Source organism: Arthrobacter sp. B3I9 (assembly GCF_030816935.1).
Classification (GTDB): domain Bacteria; phylum Actinomycetota; class Actinomycetes; order Actinomycetales; family Micrococcaceae; genus Arthrobacter.
In genome coordinates, this window is sequence record NZ_JAUSYO010000001.1 from 3,377,112 (window position 1) to 3,388,997 (window position 11,886).

The 11,886-nt window shown below is 68.0% G+C and carries 10 protein-coding genes and 1 pseudogene; all 11 read right to left on the bottom strand.

What is annotated here, in order from left to right; all coding sequences use genetic code 11:
• Positions 1–7: 7 nt before the first annotated feature.
• Complete coding sequence (locus QFZ65_RS15630) at positions 8–724, bottom strand: VTT domain-containing protein (RefSeq protein WP_306911605.1); 717 nt, start codon at positions 722–724, stop codon at positions 8–10.
• A gap of 184 nt (positions 725–908) precedes the next feature.
• Positions 909–2,240 (bottom strand): thymidine phosphorylase, encoded by a 1,332-nt coding sequence (locus QFZ65_RS15635; protein WP_306911606.1) that lies wholly within the window; start codon positions 2,238–2,240, stop codon positions 909–911.
• Complete coding sequence (locus QFZ65_RS15640; protein ID WP_306911607.1) at positions 2,237–2,641, bottom strand: cytidine deaminase; 405 nt, start codon at positions 2,639–2,641, stop codon at positions 2,237–2,239. The genes QFZ65_RS15635 and QFZ65_RS15640 overlap by 4 nt, the downstream gene beginning before the upstream one ends.
• 5 nt (positions 2,642–2,646) lie before the next feature.
• Positions 2,647–3,990, bottom strand: a complete 1,344-nt coding sequence (locus QFZ65_RS15645; RefSeq protein ID WP_306911608.1) for an ABC transporter permease — start codon at positions 3,988–3,990, stop codon at positions 2,647–2,649.
• Entirely contained in the window at positions 3,987–5,240 is a 1,254-nt protein-coding gene (locus tag QFZ65_RS15650) for an ABC transporter permease (protein WP_373427603.1), read from the bottom strand. Before QFZ65_RS15650 ends, QFZ65_RS15645 begins: the two co-directional genes overlap by 4 nt.
• A gap of 158 nt (positions 5,241–5,398) precedes the next feature.
• Positions 5,399–7,018 carry an ABC transporter ATP-binding protein gene (locus QFZ65_RS15655; protein ID WP_306911609.1) on the bottom strand — a complete coding sequence of 540 codons (1,620 nt, stop codon included), beginning with the start codon at positions 7,016–7,018 and terminating at the stop codon, positions 5,399–5,401.
• A gap of 166 nt (positions 7,019–7,184) precedes the next feature.
• Entirely contained in the window at positions 7,185–8,294 is a 1,110-nt protein-coding gene (locus QFZ65_RS15660; RefSeq protein ID WP_306911610.1) for a BMP family protein, read from the bottom strand.
• Between the two features lie 257 nt (positions 8,295–8,551).
• Positions 8,552–9,584 (bottom strand): annotated as a pseudogene (locus tag QFZ65_RS15665) (NADP-dependent oxidoreductase).
• Positions 9,581–10,012 (bottom strand): organic hydroperoxide resistance protein, encoded by a 432-nt coding sequence (locus QFZ65_RS15670; protein WP_306911611.1) that lies wholly within the window; start codon positions 10,010–10,012, stop codon positions 9,581–9,583. Before QFZ65_RS15670 ends, QFZ65_RS15665 begins: the two are co-directional and overlap by 4 nt.
• Positions 10,013–10,064: 52 nt before the next feature.
• Positions 10,065–10,529, bottom strand: a complete 465-nt coding sequence (locus tag QFZ65_RS15675; RefSeq protein WP_306911612.1) for a MarR family winged helix-turn-helix transcriptional regulator — start codon at positions 10,527–10,529, stop codon at positions 10,065–10,067.
• A 129-nt stretch (positions 10,530–10,658) separates the two neighbouring features.
• The gene (locus QFZ65_RS15680; protein WP_306911613.1) at positions 10,659–11,858 is read right to left on the bottom strand and encodes an amidohydrolase; all 1,200 of its coding nucleotides are present in this window, start codon (positions 11,856–11,858) and stop codon (positions 10,659–10,661) included.
• Between the last annotated feature and the right edge of the window lie 28 nt (positions 11,859–11,886).

Sequence of the window (11,886 nt, forward strand, 5' to 3'; positions counted from 1 at the left end):
CCGTTTCCTAGTCCCCAGGACGCCCGGACGCCGGACCGGGCTCTTCCGCGGGGGCCGTGCCGGGCTTGTCGGCGGGGGCTGTGCCCGGCTCGTCAGCGGGGGCCGGGCCGGGCTCATCGGCCGGGGCCGGGGCTTTGCCGCGGAGCTTGCTGATCGCCATGTCGATTCCGATGCCAAGGACAACCGCGCAGGCCACGGCCACGATCACTCCCAGCAGGTGGTTGTCCTCAAACCACTGACCAAAAAACAGCCCGATTGCCACGGAGTAGCTGGCCCAGAGCACGGCGGACACCACGGTCAGCGCCACAAACCTGGGCCTCGGGTAGTGGGTTGCGCCCGCAGTGAGGTTCACGGCCACCCGGCCGATCGGAACGAAGCGTGCCACCAGGATCAGCGATGCCGGCCGTTTGCGCAGTTCCGTGCCGGCCCACCGGAAGGTCGCCTGCACCCGGTGCCCCCGCATCCATGCCCATCGGCGCGTCCCGGTCCTCCGGCCGATCAGGTAGGCGGCGTTGTCGCCCACGAAGGCGCCCCCCGCAGCGGTCAGAAGCAGGAGCACGGGCGCCGGGACGTCCGCGGTCGCGGCGACCGCGGCCAGCCCCACCACCACCGATTCGCTGGGGATGGGCGGAAAGAATCCATCGATGACGCAGCACGCGAACACGAGGATGAGGACCCAGGGTTGCGCGGCGGCTGCCAGGATGAAGTCGTTGATTGCCTGCACGGTTTCCTAACGCACGGCGGGACGTGAGCGCTCCCGGGCCGATCGGGCCGCGGTCCTGGCCGTTACCCGGGGTGGACTGCTGTGGAGCTAGTGTACTGCCGGCCCCACCCCTCGTTGCCCTATCACTCCTGGCGGTTAACCGGCCCGGTTAAGGCCCGGAAGTGACAGGGCAACGCGGTGGTGCTCAGGCGATGCGGTCGATGATCAGCTGCTGGGCCGGGCGGGAGCCCTCCGGCGCGACCACCACGGCGTGCTCCAGTGCTTCCCGGGCCCGGTCGAACTTCTCCGGGGTGTCGGTCAGCAGGGTCATCAGCGGTTCGCCGGCCCTGACCACGGCGCCGGGCTTGGCATGCATCCGCACGCCCGCGCCGGCCTGGACCTGGTCTTCCTTCCGCGCCCGGCCCGCGCCCAGCCGCCACGCAGCCACCCCGACGGCCATGGCGTCGAGTTCCACCAGCACGCCGTCAGCAGGCGCGTAGATGACCTCGGATTCCTTCGCCACCGGCAGCTTCGCCCGCGGGTCCCCGCCCTGCGCCTCGATCATGCGGTTCCAGACGTCCATGGCACGGCCATCCCGGAGGGCCGCCCTCGGATCGGCGTCGCGGACACCGGCGCAGGCCAGCATCTCCTCTGCCAGCCGGACAGTCAGTTCGACGACGTCTTCCGGGCCCCCGCCGGCGAGGACCTCCACGGATTCCTCCACCTCGATGGCGTTGCCCGCGGTCAGGCCCAGGGGCGTGTCCATGTTCGTCAGCAGCGCCACCGTGTTGACGCCGGCGTCCTTGCCCAGCGCCACCATGGTCTCGGCCAGTTCGCGGGCCCGGGCCTCGTCCTTCATGAAGGCGCCGCTGCCCACCTTGACGTCGAGCACCAGCGAGCCGGTGCCTTCGGCAATCTTCTTGCTCATGATCGAGGAGGCAATCAGCGGAATGGCTTCGACCGTTCCGGTGACATCGCGGAGGGCGTAGAGCTTCTTGTCGGCCGGAGCCAGTCCGGCGCCCGCCGCGCAGATGACCGCGCCGACGTCCTGGAGCTGGGCCAGCATCTCCTCGTTGCTCAGCGCGGCGCGCCAGCCCGGGATCGATTCAAGCTTGTCCAGCGTGCCGCCGGTGTGGCCCAGGCCGCGGCCGGACAGCTGCGGCACCGCCACGCCGAAGACCGCGACGAGGGGCGCCAGCGGCAGGGTGATCTTGTCCCCCACGCCGCCGGTGGAGTGCTTGTCGCTGGTCGCCTTGACGCCGCCGTCGGGCCGGCGCAGGCTGGAGAAGTCCATCCGCTCGCCGGAGGCGATCATCGCGGCGGTCCACCGTGAGATCTCGGCCCGGTCCATGCCGTTGAGCAGGATGGCCATGTTGAGGGCCGCCATCTGCTCGTCCGCGATGGCGCCGCGCGTGTAGGCGTCGATGGTCCAGTCGATCTGCTCGGGGCTGAGCACACCCTTGTCCCGCTTGATGCGGATGATGTCGACGGCGTCGAACGCTTCGGATCTGCTGTTGTTCTGGGTGGTTTGTGTCACCGGGGTTCCTCCAGGTGTTGGGGGCCAAAGGCGTCGGGAAGGACCTGGTCCATGGTCCTGATCCCCTGGGTGGTCATGAGCTCCATGTCCGGAGCCCGGAATTCGTACAGCAGCTGCCGGCAGCGCCCACATGGCATCAGGACGTTGCCGTCCGCGTCCACGCAGTAGAAGGCGCGCAGCAGGCCGCCGCCGGTCATGTGCAGGTTGCCGACGAGGGCGCACTCCGCGCACAGGGTCAGCCCGTAGCTGGCGTTCTCGACATTGCAGCCGCTGACGATCCGCCCGTCCGCGGTGAGGGCGGCCGCCCCCACCGGGAACCTCGAGTAGGGGGCATACGCGTTGTTCATGGCGGCGACCGCGGAGGCCTCGAGGGCCGCCCAGTCGACGTCGTTGCTTCCCATTTCCGTCAGCCCTTGACGTACGGTATGCCGCTGGCGGCGGGAGGACGGGAGCGCCCCACGAGGCCGGCGACGGCGAGCACCGTCACCAGGTAGGGCAGCATGGCCATGAACTGGCTCGGGACCGGGGTCCCGATGATCGTCACGATGCTCTGCAGGTTGTCCGCGAAACCGAACAGCAGGGCGGCGAAGAATGCCCCGATGGGGTTCCAGCGGCCGAAGATCAGGGCGGCGAGGGCGATGAAGCCGCGGCCGCCGGAGATCTCCTTGGTGAAGCTGTCGATCGCCACGAGGGTGAAGAACGAGCCGCCGATGCCGGCGATGGCTCCGCCGAGGGTGACGTTCCAGAAGCGGGTCGCGTTGACCTTGATGCCCATGGTGTCCGCCGCCTGCGGGTGTTCGCCCACGGCCCGGACCCGCAGGCCCCACTTGGTCTTGAACAACCCGACCCATACCAAGAGGACGGCGGCGTACATGAGGTAGCCGACAACCGACTGCTTGAAGAGGATGGGGCCCAGCACGGGGATGCTGGAGAGCACGGGGATGTCGATGATCGGCAGCCGGCCCGGGGCGTTGAACATCTCCTTGTCCGCCTGCATCACGGTGCTGAACAGGAAGCCGGTGACACCGGACACCAGGACGTTGAGCACCACCCCGACGATGATCTGGTTGACCACGTACTTGATGCTGAACAGCGCCAGCACCATGGACACGGCGGCCCCGGCGACGGCGGCGGCGAGCAGGCCCACGAAGGGGTTGTGGGTCAGGGTGGCCACGATCGCGGCGGTGAACGCGCCGCCCAGCAGCTGGCCCTCGATGGCGATGTTGACGACGCCGACCCGTTCACACAGCACGCCGGACAGCGACCCGAAGACCAGCGGCACCGCGAGGGTGACCGATCCGGCGATCAGGCCCGCCAGCGAGATGCTGGGGGTGCGGGCGCCGCCGACCACCCAGATGAGGAAGGCGGCCACGAAAAGGACCATGAAGGTGACCGGGAGCCAGCGCGGCGGGCGCTGGTTCCTGGTCTTGAGGAACAGTGCATAGCCCGCCAGGGCCAGCATGATGACGGAGAGCACGATGCCGCCCACGAAGGCCGGCACTTCGATCGCCGGCAACTGGAAGAAGTCACCGCTGGAGGAGATGCCGAACTTCGCGGTCTGGTGCGGGCCGAGCAGGCCGAAGAAGATGAGCGCGACGACGCCGAGCGCGAGCAGCGTCACGGGCAGCTTCCAGGTCACGGGTTTGAAGGTGACCACGGGCCCGGCGTCTACGGCCGGCCGGGTCCTTTCGGATCCGGTTTCCTGCGACTGCGGTTTTCCCGGCTGGGGCGACGTTGCTGTTGTGCTCATGCTGCACCTCCGGTGGTTGCTGCCTGCCGGGATTTTCCGGCGGTTGCGGCCTTCTTCTTGCGCGGGTTGAGCCCGAAGATCGCCCGGACCAGGGGCGGCGCCGCGATGAACAGCACAATCAGCGACTGGACCACCAGCACGATGTCGATCGGCGTTCCGGTCTGGATCTGCATCTGGACCGCTCCGGCGCGGAAGGCACCGAACAGCACGCCGGCGGCGAAGGTGCCCCACGGCGTCGAACGCCCCAGCAGCGCGACGGTGATGGCGTCAAAGCCGTAGGTTGCCGCGACGCCGTCGGTGAGGACCTTTTCGGTGCCCGCCACCTGGGCGACGCCGGACAGTCCGGCGAGCCCGCCGGCGATGGCCATCACCAGGATGGTGGCCCGCGGAACATTGATGCCGGCCGTCAGCGCCGCCTTGGGGTTGGCCCCGACGGCACGGAACTCGAAGCCGATGGTGGAGCGGTTCAGCAGCCACCAGACGAAGACGGTGGCGGCGATGGCCAGCAGGAAGCCAAGGTGCAGCCGGTACTGGCTGCCGAGGATCTGCGGGTACACGGCTGACGGGTCCAGGACGGGCGAGATCGGGGTGGTCTCCCCCGGCCGCTGGAACGCAGGGGTATCCAGCAGGTAGCGCACGAGGTACAGCGCGATGTAGTTGAACATGATGGTCACGATCACCTCGTGGGCGCCGGTGCGGGCCTTGAGCAGCCCGACGAGCCCGCCCCAGACGGCACCGCCGACGACGCCGGCCAGCAGGACCAGCAGAAGGTGCAGCCCGACAGGCAGGTGCAGCGCGAAGCCCAGCCAGGACGCGAGGATGCCCGCCATGATGATCTGGCCCTGGGCACCGATGTTGAACAGGCCGGCGCGGAAGGCCAGGGCGACGCCGAGGCCGGCCGTGATCAGCGGGGTCGCGATGGTGAGGGTTTCCAGCAGCGGCGCGAGCTGGCCGCCGATTCCGGATCCCCGCGGGTTGTACACCGAGCCTTGGAACAGAGCGACGTACGAGCGTGTTGCGGCTGACCAGACGGCGGAGAGGAAGTCGCTGGGGCGGGCGAAGAAATAGCCTGCCGTGGCGCCGACCTGCTTGTCCGTGCTGGCGATGAGCAGTCCGCCGAGGATCAGCGCGAGCAGCACCGCGAGGACGGAAACGAGGCCGCTGCCGGTGAAGATTTTGCGCAGCACGGTGTCAGGACCGCCCGGGACGGTGCCGCTCTGGCCCGAGACGGGCACGGCCGAGGGTCGCATGGCGCCGCCGGCGGTGTCCAGCGCGGTGGGCGAGGCGGCGTCGGCTGCCTGGATCTCCCCTTCGGGCGGCGTAGTGCCTGCGGCTGTGCCTGTCGCCTTGCCTGCGGCGCTGCCGGTGTCCCGGGGCCGGTTCGGCCGCGTGCCGGGGCGAGTGTTGTTCAGTCATGGTGCTCTCCTACGGCGCCGGAGTGGGTCTCCGGCACGGGCTGGGCGGCGTGCGCCGGGTTTGTGGCCCGAGTGCCGGCGTGGTGCCTGGTGGCGGTGTCTGCCTGGGCGTCGGCCGGGGACAGCCCGGCCATCATCAGTCCGAGGACGTCGCGTCCGGTGCCCGCGGGGACAATCCCCACGAGCTTGCCCTTGTAAAGCACCGCGATCCTGTCGGCAAGCTCAATGACCTCGTCGAGTTCGGTGGAGACGATCAGCACGGGGGTGCCGTGGTCCCGCTCCGCCACGATGCGTTTGTGCAGGAATTCGATGGATCCCACATCGACGCCGCGGGTGGGCTGGGAGGCGATGAAGAGGCGCAGCGGGCGGGACAGCTCGCGCGCCATGACCACCTTCTGCTGGTTGCCGCCGGACAGCGTTCCCGCGGCGAGCAGGCCCGACGGCGTGCGCACGTCGAACTCGTCGATCCGGGTTTTCGCGTTCTCCAGGACCTTGGCGGGGCTCAGGCTGATGCCCTTGGCGAAGGGTGCCTGGTCGTAGCGGTCCAGGATCAGGTTTTCGGCAATCGAGAATGTCCCGATCAGCCCGTCGACGGAACGGTCTTCCGGGACGAAGCCGACGCCGGAGTTGAGGACGTCCTTGACGTTGCGGCCCACGAGTTCCTCGCCGTCCAGCAGGATGGAACCGGAGACGCGGTCCTGCAGCCCCAGGATGGCCTCGGTCAGCTCGGTCTGGCCGTTGCCCTGGACACCGGCGACGGCGAGGATCTCACCGCGCGCGATGTCGAAGCTGATGCCGTCTACGACGTGCTGGCCGCTCGGTGCGATGACCGTGAGGTCCTGGACCCGGAAGGTCGTTTCCTGCGGCGTGGCCGGGGCCTTGTCCAGGGTCAGGCTGACGGCCCGGCCCACCATCATGGAGGCGAGCTCCGTCGTCGACGCGCCGGGATCCGCGCTGCCCACTACCTTGCCGCGCCGGATCACCGTAATGGTGTCCGAGACGGCCTTGACCTCACGGAGCTTGTGGGAGATGAAGACGATCGAGGTGCCGTGGCTCTTGAGCTGGCGCATGATGTCCAGCAGCTCATCGGTATCCTGCGGAGTGAGCACGGCGGTGGGCTCGTCCAGGATCAGCACCTTGGCGTCGCGGACCAGTGCCTTGATGATTTCGACGCGCTGCTGCACGCCCACCGGGAGGTCCTCGACCAGGGCGTCGGGGTCGACGTCGAAGCCGTACCGGTCGGAGATCTCCTTGATCTTCCGGCGGGTGTCGTCCAGGTTCAGGAAGCCGCCTGCCTTGGTGGTTTCCGCGCCCAGGGCAACATTCTCGGCGACCGTGAAGACCGGGACCAGCATGAAGTGCTGGTGCACCATGCCGATGCCGGCGGCCATGGCGTCGCCGGGGCCGCGGAAGGTGACGGGTTTCCCGTCGATGAGGATTTCGCCCTCGGTGGGCTCGTACAGCCCGTACAACACGTTCATCAGCGTGGACTTGCCAGCGCCGTTCTCGCCGAGCAGACAGTGAATCTGCCCGGGCTCAACAACCACATCAATATGGTCGTTGGCTACCAGGGAGCCGAAGCGTTTGGTGATCCCCTTGAGTTCAAGTTTCAAAACTCTGACCAATCTCGAAGTGCCGGGACAACGTTACCCGGCGGGTGACGGGGCTGCAGAACAAGCCTAGTGCCTGCTGCAGGAGGCGGCCTGCGTCCGCTCAACGAAAAGCGCCACAGCCCGTGCGGTGGATGACCGTACGGGCCGTGGCGCTTGGCGGAGGAGGCTAGGCCTTGGGGCTGGCTGCCGATTCGACCTTCAGCTTGCCGTCGGCGATGTCCTTCTTGATCTGGTCCAGCTCGGTCTTCAGTTCGGCGGGGACCGCGGAGTCGAGATCGTGGAACGGAGCCAGCTGCACGCCGTCGTTCGCGAGGGTGCCGATGTACGGCGCGCTAGTGAACTTGCCGTCCTTGTCTTCCTTCACGACGGTCTCGACAGCTTCACCCATCTGCTTCATGACCGAGGAGAGCATGATGTCCTTGTAGTCAGGTGCCGTGAGGTAGCCGTCGGAGTCGACCCAGACGAGCTTGACGTCCTTGCCTGCGGCCTTGGCTTCCTTCAGGGCAGCGCCGGCACCCTTGCCGACCGGACCGGCGACCGGCATCACGATGTCCGCGCCCTGGTCCAGGAAGTTCTGGGTGAACTGCTTGCCCTTGTCCTGCTTTTCGAAGTCGCCGGTGAAGGAGCCGTCCTGCTTGGCCTTGTCCCAGCCAAGAACCTTGACGTCCTTGCCCTTCTTCTCGTTGTAGTACTTCACGCCGTCGGCGTAGCCGTCCATGAAGATGGTGACGGTGGGGATCTTGATGCCGCCGAAGGTGGCCACCGTGCCGGTCTTGGTGGTGCCGGCCGCGAGGTAACCGGCCAGGAAGGCCGCCTGGGCGGTGTCGTAGATGATCGGCTTGACATTGGTGATCGGGGTGTCGTAGCCGTAGTCGATGATGGCGAAGTGCTTGTCCGGGTTTGCCGCGGCCTGGGCCTTCGTGGCGTCGCCGAGCAGGAAGCCGACCGTGATGGTCAGGTTGCAGCCGGCCGTGACCATGGCCCGCAGGTTCGGCTCGAAGTCGTTGTTGGTCTTGGACTCGACCTGGTTGACCTTGATGCCCAGGTCCTTCTCGGTCTTCTTCAGGCCTTCATAGGAGGACTGGTTGAAGGACTGGTCGTCGAAGCCGCCCGAGTCGGAGACGATGCAGCCGGTGTAGTTGCTGGCCGTCTGGGTTGCGCTGCTGCCGGCTTCGGGGGCTGCCCCGCAACCGGTCAGCAGGAGGGCAGCCGCGCCCGCGGTGGCGACGCCGGCAACGGAACCGCGCTTGAGGGTGGCACGCAAAGAGTTCTTCAATGTTCCTCCAGGAAGAAAGAGTTAGCGCTGCGACGGCAGTCCATTGACCAGCTGTCCACTCAGTGAGTAGCTGTCCGCGGGGTTTCCGCTGAACGCAAGGTGTCACTGTCGGGTCCGCAGCACTGCGCCGAAACGCACTGTTGCAAGCTACTTTAGTGTCCTGCGCCACGTGCCGATAGCACACCGCCGCGCGATTCCGCAGATTGTTGAGAACTTGTTACCAAGCGGTAGCTCTCCTGCCGGGCCGGGGGAAGAGGCTAGATCCGGACGAGCATCTTGCCGGTGTTGGCGCCGTCGAGCAGGTCGATGAAGGCCTGCGGCGCATTCTCCAGCCCGTCCACCACGGTCTCGTCGTAGCGGACGGTGCCGTCGGCGAGCCACGCCGCCATCTGCTGGGCGAATTCAGCCGCATGCTGCCGCTGTCCGCCGACGAGGAAGCCGCGCAGGGTGAGCTGCTTGCCGATCGCGACGGCGAGGTTGCGCGGGGCGGCAGGGGCGTCCGTGGCGTTGTACTGCGAGATGGCGCCGCACAAGGCCACCCGTCCGCCGACGTTCAGGACCGACAGTGCCGCCTCGAGGTGCTCCCCGCCGACGTTGTCGAAGTAGACGTCGATCCCGTTCGGGCCGGCGGCATCCTGCAGCAGTTGCCGCACCGGGCCGTCGTGGTAGTTGAACGCCGCGTCGAAGCCGAGCTCCAGCAGCCTCGCCACTTTCTCCGGGCTGCCGGCACTGCCGATCACCCGTGAGGCTCCCTTGGCCTTGGCGATCTGTCCGACGAGCGAGCCGACGGCCCCCGCGGCTCCGGAGACGAAGACTGCGTCTCCGGGCTTGAATTCGGCGACCTTCAACAGGCCGGCATAGGCGGTGAGCCCGGTCATGCCGAGCGCCCCGAGGAACGCCGACGCCGGGGCGAGGTCCGTGCGGGCCGGAGTGGTGGCGGCGGCATCCACGACGGCGTATTCGCGCCACCCGAGGGAATGGACGACGACGTCGCCCACCGTGCGGTCGGCGGACCGGGACGCGATGACCTCGCCGACGGCACCGCCGTCGAGCGCTTTGTCCAGGGCAAAACGGGGCGGAATAGGACTTGACGTCATTCATCCGGCCGCGCATGTACGGGTCCACGGAGATGTAGAGGTTGCGGACCAGGACCTGTCCGTCCTGCAGGGCCGGCAGCGGCGACGTGGCGAGCCGGAAGTTGTCCGGAACGGGACGGCCGTGCGGTCGGGAGGCCAGCTGGATCTCACGCGTGCTGGCGGGAAGGGCGGGAGTTTCGATGTTGGCGCTCATGCGGCGACCTCCAGGATCTTGATGTCGACAGTCATGTTGCCGCGCGTGGCGTTGGAGTACGGGCAGATCTGGTGCGCCTTCGCCACGAGAGCCTCGGCGGTTTCCCGTTCCACCCCGGGCAGCGCTATCTCCAGTTCGGCAGCCAGCCCGTAGCCGGCGCCGTCGGGAAGGGCGCCAAAGTGGATCTTGGCGGCGACGGCGGAATCGGTCAGGTCTGCCCGTTCCTTCCGCCCCACCAGGCGCAGGGCGGAGTGGAAGCACGCCGCATAACCGGCTGCGAACAGCTGCTCGGGATTGGTCCCCTCGCCGGTGCCGCCCAGTTCCACCGGGCTGGCCAGTGTCACGTTGAGCTTGCCGTCCTGGGTGCGGGCGTTGCCGTCGCGGCCTTCGCCCGAGGCGAGCGCTTCTGCGGTGTAGAGGGTCTTCAAGGGGTTCCGTTCTGTTGGAGAAAATCTGTAGGAGGAACGAGCGATCAGGTGCTCAGCGGGAGGCCTGGAGCGCGGCGGCCAGCCGGCCCAGGGTCTCGCGGAGCTGGTCCAGCTCCGTTGGGGAGAGCCCGGCGGCGTCCGCGAGCTGTTGCGGGATGCCCGCGGCTTTGGCGCTCAGTGCCGCGCCGGCGTCGGTCAGGAAGATCTCCACGCGGCGCTCATCCTCGGCGGACCTATGGCGCCGGACGAGGCCGAGCGCTTCAAGCCGCTTCAGCAGGGGCGAGAGGGTGCCTGAATCGAGCCCCAGCTCCTCCCCCAGTTCCCGGACGCCTCGCGGCTGGTCTTCCCAGAGCACCAGCATCACGAGGTATTGCGGGTAGGTCAGGCCGAGCTCCTCGAGCATGGGCCGGTAGGAGGCCGTGGCGGCGCGGGAGGCAGAGTACATCGCGAAGCACACCTGGCGGTTGAGGCGCAGCGCTTCCGCACCGGGCGCCGGCGTACTTTCTGTTGTGGTCATGGATCGACCCTACGCCGCTATTCGATTGGGCGCAATTCGGTTGTGGACAACCTACCTATCCGCACAGCCGATCCGGCTGCGGTCCGGTGGGGGCTTACGGCGGAGAGGCGGCCGGCTGCGGCCGGGTTCCTAGAGGTCGCGGATGGTGCGCAGCGCCGCGGCGGTGAGGACCCGGATGCCGAGGCCGAGCGCACGCTCGTCGACGATGTAGTCACCGCGGTGCAGGTCGTATTCCTCGCCGCCGGGGGTCCTGGTGCCCAGCCGCATCATGGCGCCGGGTGTTTCCGCAAGGAACCAGGCAAAGTCCTCGCCGCCCATCGACTGGGGCGTCAGGACCACTGCGTGCTCTCCGATTTCAGCGCGTGCTGAGGCCTCGAGGAGGGCGGTCTCGTGCTCCGAGTTGACCACGGGCGGCACCCCCCGGGTGTGTTCGAGGTGGACGTCGACGCCGTAGGGCGCCGCGATCTCCTGCACCACCTCGTCGAGGATTTTTCCGGCGCTGTGCCACGCGTCGCGGTCCAGGCAGCGCATTGTGCCTGCCATGTAGCCGCTGCCCGGGATCGCATTCGGAGCGGAACCGGCTGAAATGTGCCCCCAGACCACCGATACGCCGCTGCGGACGTCCACCCGGCGGGACAGCACCGCGGGGACGTTCACCGCGATCTGGGCCAGTGCGAAGACGAGGTCCTCGGTCAGGTGCGGGCGGGAGGTGTGGCCGCCGCGCCCGGTCAGTTCGATCTTGATGGTGTCCGAGGCCGAGGTGATGGCGCCGATGCGGGTGCCGATCTTCCCGACATCGATCCGCGGGTCGCAGTGCAGGGCCAGGATACGGGGAACGCCCTCCAGCACCCCCTGCTCGATGCAGGAGTGCGCTCCGCCGGGCATGGTCTCTTCTGCGGGCTGGAAGATGATCCGGACCGTGCCTCCCAGCGGGGATTCCTCATGCATCTGCTGCAGGACAAGGGCAACGCCGAGCATGGTGGTGGTGTGCACGTCATGCCCGCAGGCGTGCGTCACGCCGTGGTTTTTGGAGGCGAACTCAAGGCCGGTCTCCTCGATGATGGGGAGGGCGTCGATGTCGCCGCGCAGGGCCGTGGCCACAGGCCCGTCCCCGACGTCCACCGTCAGGCCGGTGCCGTCGAGGCGGCGGGGCTTGAGCCCGGCGGCTTCGAGCCGCTTCGCGAGCTTGTCGGTGGTGCGGAATTCCTTGAAGGACAGCTCAGGGTGCGCATGCAGGTCACGGCGGAAAGCGATCATCTCCGGCAGGAGGGGCTCCAGCCACGGGCTCACGAGCGTGGTGGGTTCGGCTTCAGTAGTGTAATTGCGCACTCAATAACTCTAGCGACCCCGCTCACAT

What these genes read in the sequence shown, in the direction of transcription:
- QFZ65_RS15640 (WP_306911607.1), bottom strand. Translation starts at nt 2,641, where the DNA reads ATGGGAAGCAACGACGTCGACTGGGCGGCCCTCGAGGCCTCCGCGGTC.
- QFZ65_RS15645 (WP_306911608.1), bottom strand. Translation starts at nt 3,990, where the DNA reads ATGAGCACAACAGCAACGTCGCCCCAGCCGGGAAAACCGCAGTCGCAG.
- QFZ65_RS15650 (WP_373427603.1), bottom strand. Translation starts at nt 5,240, where the DNA reads ATGCGACCCTCGGCCGTGCCCGTCTCGGGCCAGAGCGGCACCGTCCCG.
- QFZ65_RS15675 (WP_306911612.1), bottom strand. Translation starts at nt 10,529, where the DNA reads ATGACCACAACAGAAAGTACGCCGGCGCCCGGTGCGGAAGCGCTGCGC.